General features: G+C 47.5%; 30 protein-coding genes. 29 read left to right on the top strand and 1 reads right to left on the bottom strand.

The window, feature by feature from the left end; genetic code table 11:
• Positions 1-13 precede the first annotated feature (13 nt).
• From ESP131_RS12420 to ESP131_RS12400, 5 genes are all read left to right on the top strand, one after another.
• Positions 14-898 (top strand): MerR family transcriptional regulator, encoded by an 885-nt coding sequence (locus ESP131_RS12420; protein ID WP_029342023.1) that lies wholly within the window; start codon positions 14-16, stop codon positions 896-898.
• A gap of 58 nt (positions 899-956) precedes the next feature.
• Entirely contained in the window at positions 957-1,547 is a 591-nt protein-coding gene (locus tag ESP131_RS12415; RefSeq protein ID WP_029342022.1) for an adaptor protein MecA, read from the top strand.
• Between the two features lie 140 nt (positions 1,548-1,687).
• Positions 1,688-2,632, top strand: a complete 945-nt coding sequence (locus tag ESP131_RS12410; protein ID WP_029342021.1) for a D-alanine--D-alanine ligase — start codon at positions 1,688-1,690, stop codon at positions 2,630-2,632.
• 134 nt (positions 2,633-2,766) lie between these two features.
• Positions 2,767-4,032, top strand: coding sequence for a Glu/Leu/Phe/Val family dehydrogenase (locus ESP131_RS12405; RefSeq protein WP_023468654.1), 1,266 nt, complete (start codon positions 2,767-2,769; stop codon positions 4,030-4,032).
• Between the two features lie 121 nt (positions 4,033-4,153).
• A complete protein-coding gene (locus tag ESP131_RS12400; RefSeq protein ID WP_069940828.1) occupies positions 4,154-5,143 on the top strand; it encodes a YpdA family putative bacillithiol disulfide reductase in 990 nt (329 codons plus the stop codon).
• Positions 5,144-5,196: 53 nt separating this feature from the next.
• Here ESP131_RS12400 and ESP131_RS12395 read toward each other — a convergent pair whose 3' ends face one another.
• A complete protein-coding gene (locus ESP131_RS12395) occupies positions 5,197-6,165 on the bottom strand; it encodes an asparaginase (protein ID WP_029342019.1) in 969 nt (322 codons plus the stop codon).
• Positions 6,166-6,333: 168 nt separating this feature from the next.
• Between ESP131_RS12395 and prsW the strand changes: the two genes are divergently transcribed.
• From prsW to ESP131_RS12280, 24 genes are all read left to right on the top strand, one after another.
• A complete protein-coding gene (gene prsW / locus ESP131_RS12390; RefSeq protein ID WP_029342018.1) occupies positions 6,334-7,011 on the top strand; it encodes a glutamic-type intramembrane protease PrsW in 678 nt (225 codons plus the stop codon).
• A 19-nt stretch (positions 7,012-7,030) separates the two neighbouring features.
• Entirely contained in the window at positions 7,031-7,687 is a 657-nt protein-coding gene (locus tag ESP131_RS12385; protein WP_029342017.1) for a flagellar brake protein, read from the top strand.
• Positions 7,688-7,763: 76 nt separating this feature from the next.
• Positions 7,764-8,438: a (d)CMP kinase gene (cmk, locus tag ESP131_RS12380; RefSeq protein WP_029342016.1), complete on the top strand. Its 675-nt coding sequence runs from the start codon at positions 7,764-7,766 to the stop codon at positions 8,436-8,438.
• Entirely contained in the window at positions 8,435-9,034 is a 600-nt protein-coding gene (locus ESP131_RS12375) for a lysophospholipid acyltransferase family protein (protein WP_029342015.1), read from the top strand. Before cmk ends, ESP131_RS12375 begins: the two co-directional genes overlap by 4 nt.
• Before the next feature lie 102 nt (positions 9,035-9,136).
• Entirely contained in the window at positions 9,137-10,270 is a 1,134-nt protein-coding gene (rpsA, locus tag ESP131_RS12370) for a 30S ribosomal protein S1 (RefSeq protein WP_023468647.1), read from the top strand.
• Positions 10,271-10,393: 123 nt separating this feature from the next.
• Complete coding sequence (gene der, locus ESP131_RS12365) at positions 10,394-11,704, top strand: ribosome biogenesis GTPase Der (protein WP_029342014.1); 1,311 nt, start codon at positions 10,394-10,396, stop codon at positions 11,702-11,704.
• Between the two features lie 14 nt (positions 11,705-11,718).
• A complete protein-coding gene (locus ESP131_RS12360; protein WP_029342013.1) occupies positions 11,719-12,744 on the top strand; it encodes an NAD(P)H-dependent glycerol-3-phosphate dehydrogenase in 1,026 nt (341 codons plus the stop codon).
• A gap of 39 nt (positions 12,745-12,783) precedes the next feature.
• Positions 12,784-12,960 (top strand): DUF2768 domain-containing protein, encoded by a 177-nt coding sequence (locus tag ESP131_RS16560; protein ID WP_034786022.1) that lies wholly within the window; start codon positions 12,784-12,786, stop codon positions 12,958-12,960.
• On the top strand, positions 12,957-13,691 hold the full coding sequence (locus tag ESP131_RS12355; protein ID WP_029342012.1) for a hypothetical protein: 735 nt from the start codon (positions 12,957-12,959) through the stop codon (positions 13,689-13,691). The genes ESP131_RS16560 and ESP131_RS12355 overlap by 4 nt, the downstream gene beginning before the upstream one ends.
• A gap of 85 nt (positions 13,692-13,776) precedes the next feature.
• Positions 13,777-14,049 (top strand): HU family DNA-binding protein, encoded by a 273-nt coding sequence (locus ESP131_RS12350; protein ID WP_012370671.1) that lies wholly within the window; start codon positions 13,777-13,779, stop codon positions 14,047-14,049.
• A 140-nt stretch (positions 14,050-14,189) separates the two neighbouring features.
• Positions 14,190-14,768 (top strand): heptaprenyl diphosphate synthase component 1, encoded by a 579-nt coding sequence (locus ESP131_RS12345; RefSeq protein WP_029342011.1) that lies wholly within the window; start codon positions 14,190-14,192, stop codon positions 14,766-14,768.
• A gap of 22 nt (positions 14,769-14,790) precedes the next feature.
• On the top strand, positions 14,791-15,498 hold the full coding sequence (locus tag ESP131_RS12340) for a demethylmenaquinone methyltransferase (RefSeq protein WP_029342010.1): 708 nt from the start codon (positions 14,791-14,793) through the stop codon (positions 15,496-15,498).
• A gap of 1 nt (position 15,499) precedes the next feature.
• Positions 15,500-16,462, top strand: coding sequence for a polyprenyl synthetase family protein (locus ESP131_RS12335; RefSeq protein WP_023468640.1), 963 nt, complete (start codon positions 15,500-15,502; stop codon positions 16,460-16,462).
• 93 nt (positions 16,463-16,555) lie between these two features.
• On the top strand, positions 16,556-16,972 hold the full coding sequence (ndk, locus tag ESP131_RS12330) for a nucleoside-diphosphate kinase (RefSeq protein ID WP_029342009.1): 417 nt from the start codon (positions 16,556-16,558) through the stop codon (positions 16,970-16,972).
• A 192-nt stretch (positions 16,973-17,164) separates the two neighbouring features.
• Positions 17,165-17,941 carry a CheR family methyltransferase gene (locus ESP131_RS12325; RefSeq protein WP_029342008.1) on the top strand — a complete coding sequence of 259 codons (777 nt, stop codon included), beginning with the start codon at positions 17,165-17,167 and terminating at the stop codon, positions 17,939-17,941.
• A 19-nt stretch (positions 17,942-17,960) separates the two neighbouring features.
• Complete coding sequence (aroC, locus tag ESP131_RS12320; protein ID WP_029342007.1) at positions 17,961-19,115, top strand: chorismate synthase; 1,155 nt, start codon at positions 17,961-17,963, stop codon at positions 19,113-19,115.
• On the top strand, positions 19,112-20,173 hold the full coding sequence (gene aroB, locus ESP131_RS12315; RefSeq protein WP_029342006.1) for a 3-dehydroquinate synthase: 1,062 nt from the start codon (positions 19,112-19,114) through the stop codon (positions 20,171-20,173). The genes aroC and aroB overlap by 4 nt, the downstream gene beginning before the upstream one ends.
• Positions 20,164-21,420 (top strand): 3-phosphoshikimate 1-carboxyvinyltransferase, encoded by a 1,257-nt coding sequence (aroA, locus tag ESP131_RS12310; protein WP_069940827.1) that lies wholly within the window; start codon positions 20,164-20,166, stop codon positions 21,418-21,420. Before aroB ends, aroA begins: the two co-directional genes overlap by 10 nt.
• A gap of 11 nt (positions 21,421-21,431) precedes the next feature.
• A complete protein-coding gene (locus tag ESP131_RS12305; RefSeq protein ID WP_231925633.1) occupies positions 21,432-22,718 on the top strand; it encodes a tetratricopeptide repeat protein in 1,287 nt (428 codons plus the stop codon).
• Positions 22,719-22,746: 28 nt separating this feature from the next.
• Positions 22,747-23,277 carry a ReoY family proteolytic degradation factor gene (locus ESP131_RS12300; RefSeq protein WP_029342003.1) on the top strand — a complete coding sequence of 177 codons (531 nt, stop codon included), beginning with the start codon at positions 22,747-22,749 and terminating at the stop codon, positions 23,275-23,277.
• 181 nt (positions 23,278-23,458) lie between these two features.
• The gene (locus ESP131_RS12295) at positions 23,459-23,899 is read left to right on the top strand and encodes a DUF2487 family protein (protein ID WP_023468632.1); all 441 of its coding nucleotides are present in this window, start codon (positions 23,459-23,461) and stop codon (positions 23,897-23,899) included.
• Positions 23,900-24,003: 104 nt separating this feature from the next.
• Positions 24,004-24,510, top strand: coding sequence for a ubiquinol-cytochrome c reductase iron-sulfur subunit (locus ESP131_RS12290; RefSeq protein ID WP_023468631.1), 507 nt, complete (start codon positions 24,004-24,006; stop codon positions 24,508-24,510).
• Positions 24,511-24,513: 3 nt separating this feature from the next.
• Positions 24,514-25,185 (top strand): menaquinol-cytochrome c reductase cytochrome b subunit, encoded by a 672-nt coding sequence (gene qcrB, locus ESP131_RS12285; RefSeq protein WP_012370658.1) that lies wholly within the window; start codon positions 24,514-24,516, stop codon positions 25,183-25,185.
• A gap of 40 nt (positions 25,186-25,225) precedes the next feature.
• Complete coding sequence (locus ESP131_RS12280) at positions 25,226-26,017, top strand: menaquinol-cytochrome c reductase cytochrome b/c subunit (RefSeq protein WP_029342002.1); 792 nt, start codon at positions 25,226-25,228, stop codon at positions 26,015-26,017.
• Positions 26,018-26,066 lie beyond the last annotated feature (49 nt).

The raw sequence follows: 26,066 nt of genomic DNA, 5'->3' as shown, positions 1-26,066 counted from the left end.
GGAGGCACGATGCATGGATCGTGGGAAATATAATATCAAAGCAGTCGCTGCGTTAGTGGGACTCAACCCGACGACCATTCGTGCTTGGGAGCGGAGATATCAGGTGCTCGATCCGGATCGAAGTGAATCCGGACATCGCATTTATAGTGATAACGACGTCGCGAAATTACGCTGGATCGTCGATAAACAAAAAGAGGGATTGTCTGTCTCTAAAGCAATCCAGTTGTATGAAATGCCGGTCAATCGGGCTGAAGTACCGCACGATTACGGAGTCGAACTGCGAGATCAATTATTCCGGGCATTGACGAACTTCGAAGAACGTCACGCGCATGATATTATGAATAAAGCATTTTCGATGTTTAGCTTCGATAAAGTCATTCAGGACATCGTCGGTCCACTTTTGCATGAGATTGGAGTGAAGTGGGAGTCGGGTGAGATTACGATTGCGCATGAGCATTTTGCGACGGCATTTCTGAGAGCTCGTCTTTCGACATTGTCGTTACAGATGCCGATCAATCCGTTCTTACCACGAATCGTCTGTGTTTGTGCGCCGGAAGAAGAACACGAACTCGGACTACTTTTCTTTACACTTTATTTACGACAATCTGGATTTGATGTCATTTTCCTCGGTTCCGGTATACCGGTTCAGGACTTGGTGACGGTTACGCATCAGCTGCAACCGAAAGCCGTTATTCTTTCCTGCACGTTATCGGATCATTTACCGTTACTTGATGAAGCGTTAGCACGTTTGATGTCTGATTTTCCGGATCTTGAGATTGGTCTTGGTGGTTATGCGGTCGATCAGCTCCCGGAACGATATGGTCCACATTTACTTGGTGCAGACGATCAATCTTGGAAAAGTTGGTTAAGTCGACTCACTCCGACAACTGGTGTATAGTATGGTTCATAACGAACGGAGACATCTGTGTTTCCGGTTTTGACTGGAGGAGTCTATTATGAGGTTTGAACAAATGAAACAAGGACACCTTCGTGTCTTCATCACAAAGCAAGAGTTATCGCTTCACGACGTCCGACCAGAAACGTTGGCTGTCGGGAAGGGACAAGCTTTATTGCGCAACTTATTAGAAGAAGCCGAATCGAATTATGGTTTTCAGGCAGCAGGAACACTCGAATTTTTCGTCACATTCTTCCCGAATGACGGGATGCTCGTTGATGTACGTCGTGAAGGAGATTTGCCAGAAGAGATGAACGAGGAGTTCGATCAAGTCGAAATCCGCATGACAGTCGATATCGTCCATCACGTCTTATATGCTCTACACTCGCTAGAAGACGTCATTCAAGCGAGTCATGGATTATTGCGGCATATGCCTCGTACAGAGACAGGGGGTAGCCTCTACTTCTTCGAGGGAAGCTATTATCTCTATTTCCAAGAACGAATGAACGAGGCGCTCGAGCGAACGGTGACGACGATTTTATCTGAATACGGTGAACCGAGCCCGAAAAGTCCACTCGTCATGGCGGAGTATGGGAAAACGATTCAGGCGGAACATGCCGTCGCAACGATAGCTGAACAGTTTAATATGTAAAACATCAGGTGCGCCATTCCCTCATAGGGGGGATGCCGCACCTTTTTGTCTTCTGCTGGAAGTGGCACCATTTTGTATTTTTTCATCGTCAGAAGGATGGTATGATAATCATTGAACGTAAGAAGAAGGAGTGAAGTAGGATGAAAGTGGCAGTATTATACGGTGGGACTTCAGGAGAACGGGAGGTTTCATTAAACAGTGGAAAGTCGATCATGGAAGCATTAAACAGTAAAGGGCATGAGGTCACGGCTGTTGATTTCCACCCTGATCAAGCGCATGAACTCTTCCAGCTGGATGTAGATGTGGCTGTCATCGCTCTTCACGGGAAAATTGGTGAAGATGGACGCGTACAAGCATTGCTTGAACTGGCAGACATTCCATATACAGGTTCAGGTGTGTTAGCGTCAGCGCTAGCGATGGATAAGGCACGTTCGAAAGTTCACTTTGATAAAGCAGGCATTACGATCGCTCGTGATGTGCTGTTAGAGCGTGGAGATGATATCGAAGCAAAAATCGCAGAGTGGAATGGTCAATTTCCTTGTGTCGTCAAACCAGCACAAGAAGGCTCATCAAACGGATTGACGATTGCTCAAGACGAGACGATGTTACGTGAAGGAATCGCGAAAGCCTTTGAAGCAGACGATGCAGTTCTTGTCGAACAGTTTATTAAAGGGCGTGAAGTGACAGTTCCAGTCGTCGGACATAAAGGTGCAGAAAAAGCACTGCCGGTCATCGAGATCATTCCGAAGAACGCTTTTTATGACTATGAATCCAAATATGCCATCGGAGGTTCGGAGCATATTTGTCCTGCTGAACTGGATGAAGCAACGACAGAAAAACTTCAAGAATGGGCTGTTAAAGCGCATCAAGTACTTGGCTGTGCAGGATACTCGCGATCTGATTTCCTTGTGCCGGAATCCGGAAATCCAGTCATCTTGGAGACGAATACACTTCCTGGTATGACTTCGACCAGTTTATTCCCGGACGGTGCACGAGCAGTGGGAATTGAATATCCGGAATTGGTCGAATATTTCATGGAACTGGCGATCGAACGACATCGTCAAACAAAACAACCAAATCAATGATATCCTAGGAAAAGAAGTGAGAAAGCGCTTACAAATATAGGCGTAACCCCTTTCATTACGTTCGAGAAAAGAGTATACTTTATCCGAACAAGGAAACGGCATAGGGGATGCCACTTATGGGGAGGAACGTTGGAATGATCACTGACCAACAACATGCGAATCACCGCAAGAACGTACTGGAAGCAACACAAGAAATCGTCAAGGAGGCACTAGGGAAACTTGGTTATCCAGACGAGATGTACGAATTACTTAAAGAACCACTCCGGATGTTGACAGTCCGGATTCCGGTACGGATGGATGATGGTTCGACGAAAATCTTCACAGGATATCGTGCGCAACATAACGATGCCGTTGGACCGACGAAAGGTGGAATTCGTTTCCACCCAAACGTGACGGAAGTCGAAGTCAAAGCATTATCCGTCTGGATGAGTCTGAAAGCTGGTATCGTTGACTTACCATACGGCGGCGGTAAAGGCGGAATCATCTGTGATCCACGTGAGATGAGCTTCCGTGAAATCGAACGTCTCAGCCGTGGATATGTCCGTGCTATCAGTCAAATCGTTGGACCGACGAAGGATATTCCAGCACCTGACGTCTTCACGAACTCGCAAATCATGGCATGGATGATGGACGAATACAGTCGAATCGATGAATTCAACTCACCTGGTTTCATTACAGGGAAACCGCTCGTCCTCGGTGGTTCACACGGTCGTGAGACAGCGACGGCGAAAGGTGTCGCAATCATGATTCGGGAAGCGGCTGCTAAAAAGGGTATCTCGCTCGAAGGCGCACGTGTCGTCGTTCAAGGATTCGGCAACGCCGGAAGTTTCTTATCGAAATTCATGTATGATTTAGGTGCAAAAGTCATCGCGATCAGCGATGCGTACGGGGCACTCCATGATCCAAACGGTCTCGATATTCCATACCTACTCGACCGTCGTGACTCGTTCGGTACCGTGACGACATTGTTCAAAAATACGATCTCGAATAAAGAATTGCTTGAACTTGAATGTGATATTCTTGTTCCGGCAGCAATCGAGAATCAAATCACAGAAGACAATGCGCACGATATCAAAGCAGCGATCGTCGTTGAAGCGGCTAACGGTCCGACGACGAACGAGGCGACGAAAATTCTCGCTGAACGTGACATCCTGATCGTTCCGGATGTTCTTGCTTCGAGTGGTGGCGTAACGGTTTCTTACTTCGAATGGGTCCAAAACAACCAAGGGTATTACTGGACGGAAGAGGAAGTACACGAGAAACTTGAAAAAGTACTCGTGAACTCGTTCAACCAAGTCTATCAGACAGCGCAGACGCGTAATGTCGACATGCGACTTGCCGCTTATATGGTAGGTGTCCGGAAGATGGCGGAAGCATCTCGTTTCCGTGGTTGGGTCTAATATGATAATGAACGTCCGCTTCTTCTTTGCGAAGAGCGGGCGTTTTGCATTGCAATTTCTTTCGTCTATGGTAGAGATTTGCTAAGATATAAAAAAAGCAACCGGAAGAGGAGATATTCGAATGTTAGATTGTATCGTAATCGGTGCAGGCCCATGTGGGTTATCGGCAGCGATCGAAATGCAAGATCGGGGACTAGACGTCGAAGTGCTCGAAAAGGGAAATATCGTCGAAGCGATTTATCGTTATCCGACGCATCAAACGTTCTTTTCAAGTAGTGAGAAGTTAGAAATTGGTGGTATACCGTTCATCAATAAAGAATTAAAGCCACGACGTCTCGACGCGCTCGTCTATTATCGAGAAGTCGTCAAACGAAAACAATTGACGATTCGTCCGTTTGAGACGGTCGAGCGGATTGAACGTCAAGCGAATCATTTTATCATCCACTCGGAGCGTTCCGGGGAAAAAAGAAGCCGAGAAGCTCGTTCCGTCGTGCTTGCGACAGGTTATTATGGTTTACCGAACCGAATGGATGTTCCTGGAGAGGAATTACCTCATGTCTCGCACTACTTTACGGAAGGACATCCGTATTTTGATCAAGATGTCGTCGTCATCGGTGGGAAAAATTCGAGCGTTGATGCAGCGATTGAACTTGAAAAAGCGGGAGCACGTGTGACCGTCCTTTACCGTGGACCGGAGTATAGTCCATCCATCAAACCATGGGTGTTGCCGAACTTCGAATCTCTCGTTCGTTCGGAAAAGGTCAAGATGATTTTTGAGGCGACGATCGAAGAAATCACGGAACAAGAGGTCGTTTATCAAATAGATGGAGACAAACGAACCGTCCGTGCTGATTTTGTATTTGCGATGACCGGATACACGCCAGACGTCGGTTTGTTCGCTGACACAGGCATCACGATTGATCGCGAGACCGGTATTCCGAGTCATGACGAAGAGACGATGGAATCGAATGTCCCGGGCATCTATATCGCAGGTGTCGTGGCAGCAGGATATGACGCCAATAAAATATTCATTGAAAATGGACGTTTTCACGGTGCGAACATTGCAAACCATCTCGTTGAACGGTTACGTGGTGCATCGATACAAGCCTAAACAAAACCTCTTGATTTGGAAAATAAATTTCCGAATCAAGAGGTTTTTTTCATTTATTCAACGCGAAATGATTCTTCGAGTTCTAGTTGTGAGGCATTGATTTCGAGTTCGACCATCAGTTTAAGCCGCGCTTTTTGTGAATTCAGTCCATTCGAGAAAATGACGCCGAGTTCTTTTAATTGTTGTCCTCCACCCGTATATCCGTAGACGTCTTGAACGATTCCGTTGAAACAGCGACTGACGATGACGATCGGCATGACGGTAATCAATTCAGCGATGGCATCCACGATACTCGGTGGTACGTTTCCTTGACCAAGGACTTCAAGGACGAGTCCATCATAACCGAGCTGTTTCACAGCAAGTAATAAGTCGGGTTCCATACCGGCAGAGACTTTGAGAACGGCGACCCGTTTTGAGAGCGAAGTCACCATATGTGTTTGTTTTAAAAGCGGTGTATTGAATAAGTAGACATGATCCTTCGTTACCATCCCAAGATTTCCGAAATGAACGGATTTGAACGTATCGACGGATGACGTATGCGTTTTTGTGACGTTGAATGCCGAATGAATTTCCCCATTGAAGACGACGAGGACACCTTTTCCGCGCGCAGCTTCACTGACAGCGACACGAAGTGCCGTAATCAGATTAAACTCACCATCGGATCCGACCTCATTAGAAGAACGCATGGCTCCTGTCAAAACAATTGGAACGGGTGCACCAAGCGTCAAATGCAAAAAATAAGCCGTCTCTTCCAGTGTGTCCGTTCCGTGGGTGATGACGACGCCATCGTAATGTTCCTTTGTTAGCTCACTCTCGATGAAATGGGCTAGACGCAACATGATGTCAGGTGTCATATGAGGAGAAGGCAAATTGGCAAAGTGACGCGTCGTGATGTTGGCGATATCTGTTGCTCGCGGGAGTGAAGCGTCGAGTGGATTGATATCATTTGGTAAGACATGACCAGAATGATCCTGTGCCATGGCAATCGTTCCACCCGTATGAATGAGTAATAATGATTTCATGCTAAAGGGTCCTTGTCTACAGACAGAAGACCTTCACCTACTTTCTATAGCGGATTCAATTCGTTCTCCCATATTGTAACCTTTTTCCCTCCTGAAACAACGAGGACGTTTTCTTTTTTCCAAGAAACCTTTATTCTTATAAATGAGGAAGAAAGGGGGAGAGGAAGCGTGGTTCAAATCGTTTTCTCCGGAGTTGCCCCAGGCATCGCACTCCTAACTTATTTTTATCTACGTCACGAACATGAATCGGAGCCAGTCGGCTATATTCTTCGAAGTTTCATTTTCGGTATTTTACTTGTCTTTCCCTTGATGTTCATCGACTATATCGTCCAGACAGAGTTTGGTGGGCGTGAAGAGGTACAGTTGATTCGAACAGCTATCACGGAAGAATTCGCCAAATGGTTTGTCGTCTTTTATACGGTCTATATCCATCAACGGTTTAATGATTATTACGACGGGATCATCTACGCGGTAGCCTGTTCACTTGGGTTCGCAACGCTTGAGAATATTTTATATCTGATGGTGAATGGAACAGTCGAACATATGCTGTTCCGTGCACTCTTACCAGTATCTGGTCATGCTTTGTTTGCGGTCATCATGGGATTCTTCATGGGCATGGCGAAATTCTCGCCTCATCCTTATCGCTGGTTGTCCCTCTCGATTGCGCTTCCGGTATTTGCGCATATCTTATTTAATTTGTTAATATTGGAAAATGGTGGTATATCTTTTTTGCCAATCGTCTTCATGGTCATCCTATGGACGATTGGATTATTTCAAGTACGAGGTGCCAATCGTTTAAATCGGCGATTCAAACGAAAAAAACAACATTCAGATGGCATCGAATAGAGAGTAGGAGCGAAGTAGTATGATGGAAATTGGGGATTTGGTAATGCTTTCGAATAGTGAGGATCGACAAGGTCGCTCAAAGGTGACGGCCGTGACGAATCGATTGATTTGGATTGAAGCACCGAGTGAGGTCGCGACACTGAAGACATTCATCTTGTCAGAGCAAGAAGAAGTGTCCTTTTATTTCTTTAAGGAGAAGGGCAAATTATTTGGATTTGATACGGTCGTCGTTGAACGACAAAATGATCCACTTCGCGGTCAACGATATGCTTTGAAACGACCGAAGGATGATCAAATCGAACGCATCCAACGACGTCAGTTCGTCCGAGTACCGCAAATACTCGATGTCGCTGTACACCCTCATAAAACACATTTCGAGCCGTTTACGACTGTGACGCTCGATCTATCGGCTGGAGGGATGATGATCTTGTCGGATCAATTACCGGTTCAAAAAGAGGAAGAGGTGGAAATGACATTCATTTTGCCTACTGGTGAGGGTGTATCAAGTACACTAGACGTCGTCGCTGAACTCGTCCGAATTGATCGGCGCGAAGAACGATACGAATTAGCTTTCCAATTTACGATGATTCCCGACCGAAGTCGTGAGCTTGTATTGCGTCACTGTTATCAAATGCAAATGAAAAGTTCAAGAAGGGGCATGAATCCATTCACCTGACCGCATTTTTTTGCTATGATAACGTTCGGAAGAATGAATCCCTATTAATCATAGGGAAGATGGAAGGACAGGATGGATGATGAAAAAGATTCAAATTGCTTTAGATGGACCAGCGGGTGCTGGGAAAAGTACGATCGCAAAACAATTGGCAGCGCGCCTTGACTATGTATACATCGATACAGGAGCCATGTACCGAGCTGTGACGCTGGCAGCACTTGAACAATCGCTTGACCTCAACGATGGTGAAGTGCTCGGAGAATTAATGAAATCGCTTGATATTCGTTTAACACCAGGTGAAAACGGGCAACGTGTCTTTATTGGTGATCGCGAAGTGACGGATGCGATTCGTTCCATCGAAATCACGAATAATGTCTCGTTCGTCGCTCGTCAAAAAGAAGTCCGGGCTGCACTCGTCACAGCACAGCGGAAATTAGCTGAACGCGGTGGGATCGTCATGGATGGGCGTGATATCGGCACAGTCGTATTGCCGGATGCAGAATTAAAAGTCTTTTTGACGGCAACTGTGGAAGAACGTGCTGCTCGAAGACACCGCGAAAACATCGCGCGTGGGATGGACAGTGACATCACGGTTCTTCAAGAAGAGATCGCACTACGCGATAAGCGCGACAGTGAGCGTGAAGTCTCGCCATTGCGTCAAGCTGACGATGCGCTATATCTCGATACGACAGAGATGACGATCGATGAAGTCGTTGTCCGCTTGATGGAACTAGCAGAGGGTGTCCTAAAATGAAACGTCAAGATACCGTTTACCGGATTGCGCGGTTTGTCGTCTGGGTCATTGCGAAAACTGTCTTCCGATTGAAAGTGACAGGGCAAGAAAATATTCCGAAAGACGGTTCCTTACTCGTCTGTGCCAATCACAGCTCGAACTGGGACCCGGTTTTCCTCGTCAGCGCGATTCCGCCAAAACGTGCGGTTCGTTACATGGCAAAAGAAGAACTGTTCAAAGTTCCTGCCTTGAAACAATTAATGATTGCAGCAGGAACATATCCTGTCGGTCGCGGTCAAGGAGATCGTCAAGCTTTAAAACGGACGATTGAACTATTGAATTCAGATGAGACGGTCGGTATTTTCCCAGAAGGAACACGTTCCGAACCAGGTGAATTTACAGCAGCACAACCAGGAGTTGGGTTCTTTGCGTTACGATCGAATGCTCAGATTTTACCGATTGCCATCATCGGATCTTATCGTCCGTTCAAACGGATGCACGTCGCGGTCGGAAAACCGGTTGATATTTCGGATTTACGTGACCAGCGGGGGGCAGCGAAAGCGATTTCTGACCGAATCATGGACGAAATCAAATCCGTCTACTTCAATCACGCTTAATACCTTGACAAATAGTCAGAATTGTAAGAAGTTAGAAGCAGGATAAACGCATTGACATGTGTCAGGCGTTTCTTGTACTCATCGTGAGGAGGTTGTTTTGGAATGGTCGAAGAAATGAAAGATATGCCTGATTTTGAAATTCATCGGGACCAGGTAGTTACCGGAATGGTCGTGAAAATTGAAGACAAGCAAGCACTCATTGATATCGGATATAAAACAGAAGCCATCTTACCGATCAGCGAAGTATCGAGTCTTCATCTCGATGATATTCGTGGCGTGCTGAACGTCGGAGATGAACTACAAGTGAAGGTCAAGAAAATCACGGATGAAGAGGTCGTCGTCTCGAAACGAGAAATCGACGCGCTCAAAGCGTGGGAGCAAGTAGAAGAAAAGTATAAATCAGGTGAGATCTTTGAAGTTGTCGTCAAGGACATCGTCAAAGGTGGACTCGTCGTTGATATCGGTGTCCGCGGATTCATTCCGGCGTCACTCGTCGAACGGCATTATGTCGAAGATTTCTCGGATTATATCGGTCGTTCGATCGAAGTCAAGGTCGTTGAACTCGATCAAGAGAAGAACCGTGTCATTCTCTCGCACAAAGCTGTCGTTGAAGGCGAATTGAACGCGAAGAAAAAAGAGACACTCGAAAATTTAGAAGTAGGTCAAATCCTCGAAGGTACAGTCCAACGTTTAACGGACTTTGGTGCTTTCGTTGATATCGGTGGCGTCGACGGTCTCGTTCATATCTCGGAGATGGCACACCACCGTGTCGAACGTCCTTCGGATATCGTCACGGAAGGTCAAAAAGTCGAAGTCAAAGTACTTGGTGTCGACCGTGATACGGAAAAAGTCAAGTTATCGATCAAGGAAACACAACCTGGTCCATGGCAACAGATGGAAGGGAAGATCGAAGCTGGCGATATCGTCAAAGGGCGTGTGCGTCGTCTCGTCCAGTTCGGGGCCTTCATCGAACTTGCGCCGCAAGTAGAAGGACTTTTGCACATTTCGCAAATCGCGAACCGTCATATCGGTTCACCTTCGGAAGTACTCGAAGAAGGACAGGAAATCGAGGCGAAAGTACTAGAAGTGCGTCTTGACGAGCATAAGATTTCGCTATCAACACGTGTTCTTGAAGAGGAAGAATCATCCGCTGACGATTACTCGGATTATACGAATCAATCAGAAGGATTCTCGGTCGCTGACTTGACTGAGGACGATTCTGATCAGAAAGAATAAGCAATGACACAAAGCGGACACAAGCGTGTCCGCTTTTTATATGCGGTTTGTTATGGTATATGACAGTTTGATTTGATACAATAGAACGGCTATGAAGCGAGAGAAGAGAAAGAAGGTGTTGGGATGGCAATTCCAGTCGTGGCGATCGTAGGTCGCCCAAATATCGGAAAGTCGACGATTTTTAACCGGGTGATTGGAGATCGGGTTTCAATCGTAGAAGACAAGCCAGGCGTTACCCGCGACCGTATTTACGGAACTGGAGAATGGCTGAATCGTCATTTTCATTTGATTGATACAGGTGGAATCGAAGTCGGGGATGAGCCCCTACTTCAAATGATGCGTCATCAGGCGGAGCTCGCCATTGATGAAGCGGATGTCATCATTTTCATGGTGAACGGACGCGAAGGAATCACAGCAGCGGATGAGGAAGTCGCGAACATGTTGTTCCGTTCGAACAAACCAGTCGTCGTAGCTGTCAACAAAGTCGATAACTTTGAAATGCGTGATTTAATGTATGAATTTTACTCCCTTGGATTCGGAGACTTGTTCCCGATTTCTGGTACGCATGGTCTTGGTCTAGGTGACTTACTCGACCGTGTCCTTGAACTGGCACCAGATAAAGAAGAATTAGAATATGACGAAAGCACGATCAAGTTTGCCTTGATTGGTCGTCCGAACGTCGGGAAATCAAGTATGACGAACTCGATTCTCGGTGAAGAACGCGTCATCGTCTCAAACATCGCCGGTACGACACGCGATGCAATCGATACACCGTTTACGCGAGATGAGCAAGAATACGTCATCATCGATACGGCAGGGATGCGAAAACGCGGGAAAGTCTATGAATCAACAGAACGTTTCAGCGTCATGCGTGCTCAAAAAGCAATCGAACGGGCAGACGTCGTCTGTGTCGTGCTTGATGGCGAAGAAGGCATCATCGAGCAAGATAAAAAAGTGGCGGGATATGCGCACGAAGCAGGTCGCGCGGTCATCATTGTCGTCAATAAATGGGATGCTGTCGAAAAAGATGATAAGACGATGAAAAAGATGCAAGAAGAGATTCGGGAAGAATTCCGTTTCCTTGACTACGCACCAATCGTCTTCGTCTCAGCGAAAACTAAACGTCGTTTGCAGACGTTGTTACCAGTCATTCAACAAGCAGCGCACAGTCATGCGCAACGGATTCAGACAAGCGTCTTGAACGATGTCATCGTTGACGCTGTTGCGATGAACCCGGCGCCGACGGATAAAGGGGTTCGTCTTCGGATCAACTATGCGACTCAAGTCGCGTCACGTCCGCCAACGTTCGTCTTGTTCGTCAATGATCCAGAATTGCTGCACTTCTCTTATAAACGATATCTTGAGAATCGGATTCGGGAAGCATTTGATTTTACAGGTACACCAATCCGGATTTTAGCTCGTCAAAAACAATAATGAGGTGAGTCAGTATGACCAAAATCGCTGTCATCGGAGCGGGAAGCTGGGGAACAGCGCTCTCGCTCGTTCTAGCCGATAATGATCAGGAAGTCATGCTTTACGGTCGTGAACAAACAAACGTCGACCGCATCAATGAACATCATGAAAATGCGCAATTTTTGCCGGGGGTTATGTTACCACAATCATTGAAGGCGACGACGGATCTTAAAGTGGCGGTTGAAGGTGCAACACATATCTTGATTGTCACACCGTCCTCTGCGATTCGTTCGGTTTCCCGACAATTGAATGACTTGTTGACGGAACCAGTCGTTCTGATTCATGCATCAAAAGGAATTGAGCCAAAGACCCATCTTCGGTTGTCAGAATTAATCGAAGAAGAGGTCGATCCTGCGAAACGCAAGGCGGTTTGTGTCTTGACGGGTCCTTCGCATGCCGAAGAGGTCGCGTTACGTAAACCAACGACAGTGACCATTGCATCGGATGATTTAGAAGAGGCTGGTCGTGTACAGGAGCTGTTTACGAATGAAAACTTCCGCGTCTATCTAAATGCGGATATCATTGGAGCTGAACTTGGTGGGGCGCTCAAAAATATCATTGCGCTTGCCGCAGGTATGACGGATGGTCTCGGTTACGGGGACAATGCCAAAGCAGCATTGATTACGCGTGGAATGGTTGAAATCGCCCGTCTCGGTACGATGCTTGGAGCTAACCCAATGACGTTCACTGGATTGACGGGAATGGGTGACTTGATTGTTACTTGTACATCGGTTCATAGTCGAAATTGGCGTGCGGGGAATGCCATCGGTCGCGGTGAAAAGTTAGAGACGGTGCTAGAAAACATGGGAATGGTCGTCGAAGGTGTTCGTGCAACCCAAGCGGCATATGATTTGGCGGAGACGAAACAGTGTGAACTCCCAATCACTTCTGCCCTCTACCATGTTCTCTTTGACGGTCATACACCGGAAGAAGAAGTCAAAAAGTTGATGCAACGACCACAGAAAAATGAGATCGAGCATCTCTTCACGACGAAAGATTAACGGAGTGGGGTGGAAACCTTGAGTCCAGGATTAATAAAAATGTGGATCTCGTTCGCTGGCATTGGACTCTTTGCGATCAGTGTCTTGCTGGTCACAGTCAGTCGGACGAAGTTGAAAGGGATATGGCAGGTTCTCGTATCGACTTTGGCATTCGTATGTTTCATCGTTGCGTCGATCATCATGGTGTTCATCGTCATGGCGGGGCCAAGCGCATGAAGAAGTGGTTCGTCATCCTCATGCTCATTCCGGTGACGTTGTTATCGGGTTGTCTGTTTCCAGACAGTCAGAAACCGTCGAACCGCGTACCGTATCCGCAACAGTTACGTACCGTACAGGATGCTGTCGATGCGTATCAAAAAGACACGGGTGTTTTGCCAATCAAGACGATGGAAGCAGATACTCCGCTCATGGAGCGTTATCAAATCGAATTAGGGCGGCTCATTCCGCGTTATATGAGTGATCCACCATCAAACAGTTTTGAAGGTGGCGGAACATTCATCTACTTGTTAGTTGATGTCGATACGAAACCGACTGTTAAGTTGATGGACTTACTTGTTGCAGAAGAGTTACAGAAGCTCCAAGTCCGGATTGATGCGTATCGGAAGAAGAACGAAAAGTATCCGTTTAAAGGATCGTTCGGAAAAAACCAGTTTACGCTTGACTATAAAAAACTATTCATCAAAAAAGAACCGACCGTCCCAAGTCCGTATTCAGATGAAAAGTTGTCGATCTATGTCGATGGTCAAGGACGCCTCTTCATCAACTATTTACCTGAGTTGAAGAAAGCTGTTCAAACTGCGAAGAAAAAGCCGAAAGTCGGTCAGGATATTCGGTATTTGCTCTATGAAGATCAACCTTTTGTTCCTGCCTATTCTCAAAGCTACACGATAAACGAAAAAGGCGAACCTGTGTTTTCAGAGGAATCGAGCGAAGAATCTGAAAATTGAACGTTATTTACACGAAAATGTTGTAATAGCAACGTTTATGGGGTATGATTACCCTCGAAGAAGTGATTGGGAGGGGGTGAAAGTAATGAACAAAACTGAACTCATTCAAGCAGTTGTCGAAAAATCAGGTCTTACAAAAAAAGACGTGACGAAAGTTGTTGAATCAACATTCGAATCGATCACTGAGACACTTCAGTCTGGAGAGAAAGTCCAATTGATTGGATTTGGTAACTTCGAAGTCCGTGAGCGTGCAGCCCGTAAAGGTCGCAACCCACGTACAAAAGAAGATATCGAGATTCCAGCAAGCAAAGTACCTGCCTTCAAACCAGGTAAAGCATTGAAAGATGCTGTGAAGTAATCCGGCTACATAGTCGCCCGAGATTTTCTCGGGCGGCTTTTTTGTGGACATTCAGAAGCGTGAAAGCCCGCCGATTATGGTATATTAAAAAAGAAGAACGTCCATCAACGAGATGGCACTGGAGATCGGGGGGTAAAAGCATGGAACAACATGAGCTGCGCGTGGATGAAATCATCACTGCACTCACCACTAAACAAACGACACGATTGGCTCGACATGTGGATTTCCCTTCCATCGATCGTGAACAGATCAGTTGGTTGATTGATGTCGCTCAACATGACACGCTGGATACGGAAGCACTCGTCAAAGCGATACATTTCGCACAAGTAGCGCTACGTCTGCATGAGCGTGTCAATGAAACGCTACGCGGTTCGAAGGAGCGACAGTTGCTTGTATTAGCGGGGGATTTATTCTCGAGCTACTTTTTCGAACAGCTAGCTGGGTTACCAAAAGAGGTTCTCGTTTCACTCGGACGGACAATTCAACGGGTCAACGAGGCAAAGTGTGCCCTTCACGAAATGAATTATGCATCGACGGAAGAACGGGTTCTCTTATGGTTGACAGCAGAGTTCGGATTAATGCAAGGACTCGCGGCAATCACGAAACGAGAATGGCTGACACGACAGGGGCGACAGATCATTCAACAACAGGCAGAACAATTGGATCTGGTCGCACAGAAATTACTGTTATCGCATCTCGAGCAGATGGCGGTAGCATAAGATCTTGGAAAGGGTGAGCGGTGTGCAGGCAAAAGATAAAGAAAAAAAAGTATATGAAGTGTTTCAATCGATATCAACGAACTATGATCAAATGAATTCAGTCATCAGCTTCCGACTGCATAAACTATGGAGACGCGAGACGATGCGCCGGATGCAAGTCTTCCCAGGCGCTAAATGTCTCGATCTTTGCTGTGGGACAGCGGACTGGACGATTCAACTGGCGAAAGCAGCCGGTCCGACAGGGGTCATCAAAGGACTTGATTTTTCAGAAAACATGCTGAGAGTCGGCGTCGAGAAGGTAGAAGCGCTCGATATGAAAAACATCGAATTGATTCACGGAAATGCGATGGATCTACCGTTCGGTGATAACTCGTTCGATTATGTGACGATTGGTTTTGGTCTACGCAACGTACCGGATTATCTACAAGTCATCAAAGAGATGCATCGTGTCTTAAAACCAGGTGGAACGGTCGTCTGTCTCGAGACGAGTCAACCGACTGCGCCACTTTTCCGCGAAGCATATTCATTGTACTTCGGGAAAATCATGCCTCAGGTCGGGCGATTGCTTGCGAAATCATACGATCAATACAACTGGCTACAAGAATCGACGGAAGTGTTCCTCGACCGCGTCGAACTGAAACAACTCTTCGAACAGGCAGGCTTCATGCAAGTGGAAGTCAAAGCATTCGCGGGTGGGGCTGCTGCGATGCACCTTGGGAAGAAGTGGTGAGATGTCACTGCATTCCATATACCGTGATGTCACGAAGGAAGTTAATTTAGTCGATCGTTTTCTGATCAGTCATATCGCTTCTGAGGAACCAACGATCGATGCGGCTGGAAAGCAACTGTTGAAGGCTGGTGGAAAACGGATTCGACCGGCATTCGTATTGTTAGCGTCTAAATTCGGTGAGGCAGATCGGGATGAGCTGATTCGTGTGGCGGCAAGTCTTGAACTTGTCCATATGGCGTCACTTGTTCATGACGATGTCATTGATGATGCGGAACTACGACGAGGAAAACCGACCGTCATGCAATATTTCGATGAAGAAGTAGCATTGTATTCCGGGAATTATTTGTTTGGAGAGGCGATTCGGTTGATCGGTGAAGTCGGAAAGCCGGAACTTGTCCAAGTGATGGTCCATACGATGCGTGAAATTTGTGAAGGTGAGATTGAACAAATCTACGACCAATATGATTGGGAACAGTCGATTAAGCGCTACATCAAACGGATTGAACGAAAAACCGCCATTCTCATCGAAGCGAGTTGCCACCTGGGTGCAATTGTTGCGAACTGTTCTGCAGCCGATACGAAAGCGTTACGGTTGTTTGGACGAGATATCGGACTCGCTTTTCAAATTGCTGACGATTTACTTGATTTCACCGCGAATCGCACAGAACTTGGTAAGCCAGTAGCAGAGGATTTGCGTCATGGACACAAAACGTTACCTGTCTTTTATGGTGCAGAAGATGCTGTCTTTTATGAACGTCTTTCAAAAATTGAGAGTATGCCAACACATGAAGAAGTCGCACCCTTATTATCGTTTCTTCAAACTTCAGGAGCTCTTGAACGAACGCAACAAACAGTCGATCATTATATCCACCGTGCCATCAAACGTCTTGAACCCTTACCTAAATCCTCAGCTAAGCGTTCACTTGAAGAAGTCGCACGCTACGTTGGAAAACGAAAAGGATGAAGATTGTCAAAAATTTCTTGCTGTTCTTCTCAAAAGCCAGTAAACTGACTATGTAAGCGCTTTTCTAAAAGCATTTCATAGGGGGAACTAGAGATGGAACAGACATTTTTGATGGTCAAACCGGATGGCGTAGAACGTGGATTGATTGGGGAAATCATTGGACGGATCGAACGCAAAGGATTCATCATTCGTGAAATGAAAATGATGAACGTCACAGAAGAGCTCGCAAAAGCACATTACGAAGAGCATGCGGAAAAACCGTTCTTTGGAGAGTTGGTCACTTTCCTCACATCGGGTCCTGTCGTTGCACTTCGTGTCGAGGGTGCAGACGTCGTCGCTGTTTCTCGTTTGATGATCGGGAAAACAAAACCACTTGAAGCAGCACCTGGAACGATTCGTGGTGATTTCGCGAACACGATGAGTGAAAACGTCATCCATGGTTCAGATAGTGTCGAGAGTGCGGAGCGTGAGCTTTCCCTCTGGTTTCAAGGACAGCCAGTCAACGCGTAATAAATGAATGGAAAGACAACGGGGAGGGGATTCGATTTGATCGAATCCCTTTTGTCGTGTTCTTGTAAAACGGAATGACCCAATTGTCTAATTGCTTTTTGGAATGCCTATAGCTTTATGCTACTATAGAAAATAAGTTGAACCGGTCATGGAGATGACCATTCGATATCGAGAGTGAGTGAGGTGTGCCAATTGCAAGATTATGAACTTTTTATTCAACGATTCAAGACCAAATCAGGGATTGATCTCGGTCAGTATAAAGAAGCACAGATGAAACGGCGATTGACGGCGTTACGTGATAAAAAAGGATACAGTACATTTGCTTCTTATATGCAGGCAATGGATAAGGACACATCGTTATACGACGAATTTTTAGATCGGATGACGATCAATGTCAGTGAATTTTTCCGTAATCCGATTCGTTGGCAACAATTGGAACAAGATATCTTACCGATCCTAGAGTCGCGAGCACATGGACGAATCCGGACGTGGAGCGCAGCTTGTTCGACCGGAGAAGAACCGTACTCCCTCGCGATGATTTTAAGTGAACGGCTCGATCCGTCCGCCTTTACGATTCAAGCAACAGATTTGGATGAACTCGTCCTTGAAAAAGCCAAGCTTGGTCGATACGGAGCTTCTGCATTGAATGAAGTCGTCGAAGCGCGTAAAAAGCAATACTTCATCGAGCAAGAGCAAACGTTCGAAGTCGTTCCGGAAATCAAACGACTCGTTCGTTTCAGTAAACATAATCTGTTAGGAGACCGGTACGATACGGGGTTTGATTTAATCATCTGCCGCAACGTACTAATTTATTTTACAGAAGAAGCAAAAGCACACGTCTATCGTTCGTTCGTCGAGGCCTTAAAGCCAGGCGGAATCCTATTCGTTGGTGGAACGGAACAAATTTTCCAACCCGAACGGTTTGGATTAAAGATGAAACAGAGCTTCTTTTACGAAAAAATCGGTTGAACAGGAAGGGATGAAGCGAATGCGTTACATGACAGCAGGAGAATCACACGGAAAAGGGTTGACCGTCATCATCGATGGGATGCCGGCAGGACTCACGATTGATTTTGAAGCCATCCAGCGTGAAATGACACGTCGCCAAGGGGGATACGGACGCGGACGACGGATGCAAATCGAACAAGATCAAATCGATGCACGTGGCGGGATTCGTCACGGGTACACGACGGGATCACCGATCAGTTTGTTCATCGAGAATAAGGATCATACGCACTGGACACAAGTCATGCAAGCAGAACCGCTCGAAGAACAGTTGGAGCGCCCGCGAACGTTGACGCGTCCACGTCCCGGACATGCGGATCTCGTTGGTGGATTGAAGTACGGTCATCGCGACTTACGCGATGTGCTAGAACGTTCTTCCGCTCGTGAGACAGCAGCACGTGTAGCGGTCGGTGCCTTCGCTAAACAATTACTGAATGAACTCGGAATTGAAGTGTTCTCGCACGTACGGTCGATTGGTGGAATCGATGCACCGTGGAAGGATCCCGTCGAACATCAGGAAACGATTGATGCTTCACCCGTTCGTTGTGCAGATGAGATGGCTGGACAACGGATGATGGAGGAAATCGATGCGGCTAAAAAAGAAGGGGATACACTCGGCGGTGAAATCGAAGTCGTCGTGACGGGCATGATGCCTGGCGTCGGGTCCTTCACCCAAAACGATCTAAAGCTCGACAGCCGGATTGCACAAGCTGTCATCAGTGTCAACGCGATGAAATCAGTCGGTTTTGGTGACGGGTATGAACTTGGTCGTCGCAAGGGAAGTACCGTCCAAGATGAAATCGTTCATGATGCATCCGGATATCATCGGCGGACGAATCATCTAGGTGGAATCGAAGGTGGGATGTCGACAGGCATGCCGATTCGCGTCCAAATCGCGATGAAGCCGATTCCGACACTCTATCGTCCACTGCAATCAGTCGATATCGAGACGAAGGAAGCATTCACGGCTCAAATCGAGCGAAGTGATGCCTGTGCCGTTCCAGCCGCATCGGTTGTCCTAGAAGCCGTCGTCGCGTTTGAGATTGCGGTTGCTATCCTTGAAATGTTCGGGACATCGACACTCGATCGTCTTCAGGCTGCCGTCGCTGCTTATAAAGAGGAGGTTCGGACGTTTTGATCGAATTTGATATCCGGTTGAAAACGTCATATCCCGTATTTGTCGGAAATGGGGCATTAGCCCGGTTATCGCATCTTTCAGCGCTAAACAAGGCGGACCGCATCTGGGTCATCACGGATGAAACGGTACATCATTTGCAAATGAATCGATTGCAGGCTGCGTTAGCGGATGTATCACCATCGATCGATGTTCACATCAGCACCGTTGCGCCTGGGGAGAACAGTAAGTCGCTTGCCGTATACGGCGCTCTACTTGAAGAAGGAATTCGGTATGGGATGACACGCCGTAGCCTTATCCTTGCGTTCGGTGGTGGTATGATTGGGGATTTAGCGGGATTCGTCGCGGCAACCTTTTTGCGCGGCATCCCGTTCATTCAAATTCCGACGACACTGTTAGCGCATGATTCAAGTGTTGGTGGAAAGGTTGGTCTCAACCTCTCCCTTGGTAAAAACTTAGTCGGTGCATTTTATCAGCCGAGTGGTGTCGTGTATGATTTAACGCTCCTTCAGACATTACCAGACCGGGAATGGAGAAGTGGCTTCTTTGAGTTAGTCAAGCATGGGTTCCTTTCGCGACCATCATTTGCGGATTCGTTACTCAATGTTTCGCTGGATACTGTTAAAGGACTCGATTTAGAAGACTGGCTCGCACGAGGGATTAATGTGAAACGGGATATCGTCGAACAAGATGAGACGGAGCAAGGGATGCGTGCCTTCTTGAATTATGGACATACATTCGGTCATGCCGTTGAATATGCGAGTCTGGGTCTGTCGCATGGCGAGGCCGTAGGGATCGGACTCGTCTTCGTCAAGTTCTTGGAAGGAAATGACGGACAGGCGAAGCAGCTCGGGCAATTGCTCCACCGTCTCGGAACGGAATTGCCAGATCGACAATCGTTTGAGACCTATCTCGAACTGATGCGTCGCGACAAGAAGAACCACCAAGCAACGATTCGATTCGTCCTTGAAAAAGAAGGACGCTTCATTTTAGAAGCGATGAGCGAAGAACGATTGCGCCAAGCATTCAATCAAACAGTGAGGTGTTTAGAATGGGCTTAAGAGGAACTGTACAAGTACCAGGCGATAAATCAATGACGCACCGTGCTTTCCTGTTCGGTGGAATTGCCGAGGGAACAACACGTGTCAGAAATGCGCTTGAAGGAGCTGATTGTCTCGCTTCACTAGAAGCGATGCAGGCGCTTGGTGCGCAGATCGATCGAACACCAGAGGAAATTCGGATCACCGGAACGGATACGTTCCAAGAAGCGACGATCGATTGCGGAAACTCGGGGACGACGATTCGTCTCTTGAGCGGTATCCTAGCAGGCGGTCAAGCGGCTTATGCGCTCGATGGCGATGCTTCCTTGCGCAGACGTCCGATGAAACGGATCACGGAACCGCTTGCCTTATTTGGAGCGAACATCACAGGTGAGACGGCACCACTTCATATCACAGGAACGCCGCTTGTCGGAACGACGTATACATTGCCAGTTGCAAGTGCGCAAGTGAAAAGTGCCATGTTGCTCGCAGGTCTGCATGCGACGGGTGAGACGACTGTCATTGAGCCGGTCCTGTCACGCGATCATACAGAACGGATGCTGCCACAGTTCGGCGTTGACGTAACAATCGATGAACGCGAGGATGGTCGGCACATTCGTGTACAGGGTCCTGTACGCTTACACGCGACGTCACTGGACATTCCAGGGGATCCATCGTCAGCAGCGTTTTGGTGGACGGCAGCAGCAATCGGTCAGGATAGTCGCATCACGACGACCCACGTCTTGATGAATCCGACACGGATCGGTTTTTTACAGACGTTACGACAGATGGGTGCAAGTGTCGAAATCAATCATCGCTCAGAAGACGGTGGAGAGGAGACGGCAGATGTGACCGTCGAGACGACATCGTTACAAGCAATCACCGTCGAAGGGGATCAGATTCCATCCTTGATTGATGAGATCCCGTTACTCGCTTTACTTGCGACGCAAGCGGAAGGACGAACGATCATTCGCGATGCGGAAGAGCTTCGTGTCAAGGAAACGGACCGGATCGAGACGGTCGTGACGGCATTACAGCGTCTTGGGGCGAACATCGAGGCGACGGATGACGGCATGATCATCGAAGGACCGACATCTTTGCAAGCAGCGGAAGTCGACAGTGCAGGTGATCACCGGCTCGCGATGATGTTAACGATCGCAGCGACGATCAATCCGGAAATTATGGTTCATGGACGCGAAGTAGTTGAAGTCAGCTATCCAACGTTCTATGATGATTTAAAGAAACTTCAATCCGACCAATCTGAGTAAGCAATAGGCGGATGACAGAAAGTGGGGCGTTTGCCTTGAATGAACAACTATTGAATGGCATCATCGAAGAATTAGAACATGGTCACACCTCAGAAGCGTTAGCAGCATTAGAAAAACTCGAAAAGACAGGGACGGATGAGGACCGCCTCGCCGTTGCCGATCTCTATATCGAACTCGGATTGTCTGACCGGGCGGTCGATCTCTTGGCACCACTTTACGTTGAATATGCGGGTAACGCGGGAGTTGCCTTGTTACTTGCAGAATGTTATATCGATTTGGATCGCGAAGAAGAAGCGATCTCGGTCCTCGAGCAGGTTGATACGTCGGACATGGAATATGGTCCCCGGTCTCTTGTTTTACTTGCGGACCTTTATCAGTCGCAAGGTCTTGACGAAGTAGCGTTAGCGAAGCTGAAGGAAGCACGTAATCTTGCGCCGGACGAACCGTTACTTGCATACGGTTTGGCTGAGCTCTACATGACGCTCGGCGCGTTTGATCAGGCGGTACCGTTATTCGCTGAAATTGCGGAGCGTCCAGAGTTACGTGCTGAATTGCCTCTCGATGCCCTTTATGCGGAATCGCTCGCGATGACAGGACAATTTGAAGATGCGATTCCACTGTACGAACGTGCTGTCGCAGAACGCTCCGACCTGCATACGCTGTTTGGTCTTGCGATGACGGCTCACCGTGTTGGTCAACATCAAAAAGCGGTCGAGACATTCCAGCAATTGATTGCACAGGATCCAGACTATACGTCGGCGTACGTACCATATGCGGAAAGCCAAGCCGAACTTGGTTTGACGAAAGAAGCGCTGAACGTCATCAAACAAGGAATGGAGCGCGACGATTATAATGATGAGTTGCGGACGATGGAAGCCTTGTTCCTTCTAAAACTCGGTGATCGCGCAGGAAGCGTCCAAGCGTTGCGTGAAGCACTTGCCTTGAATCCGGAATCAATCGTCGCAGCGGAACGTTTGCTTTCGTTACTAGCTGAAGACGAGGACCACGAAGCGATGATCGAGACGATCTCTGCCATCGAAGAACACGTCACGGCTCCGATTCTGACATGGTACCGGGCACGCGCTTTGTATGCCTTAGAGGAATACACACAAGCGATGGAGAATTATGCGATAGTCGAAGGTGCATTCACGGAAGATGCGCTCTTCTTGAAAGAGTATGGATTTGCACTCGTCGAGGAAGGACGGCGTGAAGAGGGGCAACGTCTCCTCCGTCGCGCTGCCCAGTTGACACCAGAAGATAACGAACTCGTCGACTATGTTGAACGAATGGATGGATGACTTCACGGGAGAAGGGAGTAGGATTGAGATGATAGAGAGAAAGCAGCGATTCTTACGCCGCATCTTGACCTATTACACGTTAAAGCGACGGGAAGCGAAATGGATCATCGATTATTGGCTGCGTAATGAGGCAAAACTCGAGCAAGTACACTTCGTCCAAAATGCGACCTTCGCACCGAAGGCAATCATCATGACGACATACGGATTCGATGCAGAACCGTTTCTCTTCAAAAAAGGGGATGTCACGACGTTAGATCCAGAAAAAGCGTATCATGACATCCGCCTGACCTCGGAAGATATCTATATCGAGTTGAACTTCCAAGGTATGATGATGGATGACGAGTATTTGTCTTTACTAGAAGAAAATCCGTTTCGCCCAGAAGTTGCTGTTGAACCGCGTTTAGCGGATGAAGCGACACATTTCATCGCGGTCACGGTCAATCGGCAGGAAGAAGAACGGTTAGTCCGCTTGATTGATGAAGCGCTAGATGCACGCGATCAACATCGGTTCCACTCCCTTTCCGAACAGTTACGGCTCGTTCGAAGTCAACTTCCTTAACAGAAGGACTCTATTGCCCAGTGCAGGCGATAGGGTCCTTTCGTATGTGAAGATTTGTGCAAAATATGAAGAAAAATAGAGTGGAATTTCATAAAACGTTCACATTAAGAGAGTAGGAGGAAATGCGGATATGATACATTAAATGTGACGAATTGTAAGTACGAAGAAAGGGGGAAATGACTTGCGTTTCAAACCATCCGACGTACAGCGGACACGAAGCGAGCAAGCGTACATCGATACGCTGATCGTGCCTTTGCTTCCGGTCGGTTTCGATGAGGCGATGCATGCTTACGCGGAATGCGCAGACATGACATTGACGGTGGCGTCCGAAGTTGAACGCCAGCTATCCGGACGGGCGTTGCTCGTTCCGGCTCTGACCTACATCGATGCACCGTCGATCGAACAGTTGGAAGGATGGCGTCAAGCGGCTGCTTCCGGGCAATTCCGTTTCATCACCTTCATCACCGCTGATTTAAGGTGGAAGGAGACTGCTGCTGAAGAGATTATCTACGTGCCACGTCTAGCTCTTGAGACGATGAGTCGTGACCAACAAGGTCAGATGGTCGGGAATTTTGTTGGACAAGTTCTCGAACAGTTAGGAAACCGTTGGACCGCGCTATGAAGCGGTTGACGCAATGATTTTATTAAGATACTATTACCATGTGAGAAATTTGTGTGAAGTACTGTCGTCTTGGGGCACAGCGTACATCACAAGGGGGGATCGAGATGGCTCAAAACGGGTCTAACGTAACACGTCGTCAGTTCTTGACGTATACATTGACAGGCGTCGGCGGTTTCATGGCGGCGACGATGGTCATGCCGATGGTCAACTTCGCAGTTGATCCAGTCCTGAAGAAATCAGGAGCAGGCGATAAAGTAAAAGTAATGAAGTTGTCGGATATCACGACAGAACCAAAACGGGTCGACTTCAAGAAACAAACGCAAGATGCATGGTATGAGTTCGAAGAAACGTTGTCAGCTTGGGTGTTCAAAGATGATAAGGGAGAAATTCTAGCCCTCTCACCAATTTGTAAACACTTAGGTTGCCAAGTCAGCTTCGGTTCAGATCCGACGCACCCGGAGCAATTCTATTGCCCATGTCACTTCGGTCGGTACACGAAGGATGGCGTCAACGTTCCAGGAACGCCTCCGACGAAACCACTCGATGGTTATGAAATGCAGCAGAAAGATGGTTTCCTCTACCTTGGTAAACCAGTCGAAAGAGGTGCGTAAGCGATGATGCAAAAAATCTATGATTGGATCGATGAGCGCGTTGACATTACGCCGCTCTGGCGAGATATCGCCGACCATGAAGTACCGGAGCACGTCAACCCGGCACATAACTTTTCAGCTTTCGTTTATTGTTTTGGCGGATTGACGTTCTTTACGATCGTCATCCAGATTCTTTCGGGGATGTTCTTGACGATGTATTATGTACCGGACATCATCAACGCACACGCGTCCGTCTACTATCTTCAAAATGAAGTCGCACACGGACAAATCGTTCGTGGTATGCACCACTGGGGTGCGTCGGTCGTTATCGTAATGTTGTTCCTACATACATTACGTGTCTTCTTCACTGGTTCATACAAAAAACCACGTGAATTGAACTGGGTCGTCGGAGTTCTCTTGTTCTTCGTCGTCTTAGCTCTCGGTCTGACAGGATACCTATTGCCTTGGGACATGAAAGCGTTGTTCGCGACAAAAGTTACGATTCAGATTGCTGAAAGTATTCCGGTCATCGGTGGTATCGCGAAGACCCTCCTTGCGGGTGGAGAAATCGTCGGCGCAAGTACAATCGCTCGATTCTTTGCGATTCACGTCTTCTTCCTTCCTGCAGCATTGTTCGTCTTGCTCGGGGCCCACTTCATGATGATCCGTAAACAAGGGATCTCTGGACCACTTTAAACCGACTATCATCTAGACAACAAAAAAGGGGGAGAACACGATGCATCGTGGTAAAGGAATGAAATTCGTCACCGATTCACGGGTGTCGATCAACAACCGGATGCCGAACAAGTCGAAAGACTACTCGGAATATCCAGGTCGAACGGAAGCGTTCTGGCCAAACTTCTTACTTCGCGAATGGATGGTTGGAGCGGTCTTCTTGATCGGCTTCATGACACTGACAATCGTAGAAGCAGCACCACTTCAAAACATTGCCGATCCGACGAATACGTCGTACATTCCACTTCCGGACTGGTACTTCCTATTCCTCTATCAGCTCTTGAAATATCAATTCGCTGCAGGTCCATACATCTTGATGGGTACGGTCATCCTTCCAGGTCTTGCGTTCACAGCACTTCTCGTCGCGCCATGGCTCGACCAAGGTCTTGAACGTCGTCCTGCGAAACGTCCGATCGCAGTCAGCATGATGCTCCTCGCAGTCGTCTCGATCGTCTTCTTGACATGGGAATCTGTTCAAACGACTCACTGGGATACAATCCATAAACAAGGTGAGTTGACGATGAACGAAGGACCAAAAATTGATACATCGGCAAAAGGATACGAAATTTATTCGAACCAGTCATGTGTCAACTGTCACGGTAAAAACCTCGAGGGTGGAGCAGCAGCTCCGGCACTCGTTGGTACGAAGAAGACAGAAGAAGAGATTTATGAAATCGCAGATAAAGGTATCGGTTCGATGCCTGCTGGTCAGTACAAAGGATCAGATGCGGATCGTAAAGAACTCGCGAAATTCATCGCTTCATACGGTGAAGGCGGCGAAAACAATAAATAAGCCAAAAGCCGGGGGAGCAATCCTCCGGCTTTTGTCGATGATGAGGTGA

Source organism: Exiguobacterium sp. U13-1, from assembly GCF_001750115.1.
Taxonomy (GTDB): Bacteria; Bacillota; Bacilli; order Exiguobacteriales; family Exiguobacteriaceae; genus Exiguobacterium_A; species Exiguobacterium_A acetylicum.
The sequence above is the reverse complement of the archived record's forward strand: the minus strand, read 5'-3'. Positions and strand labels throughout refer to the sequence as shown.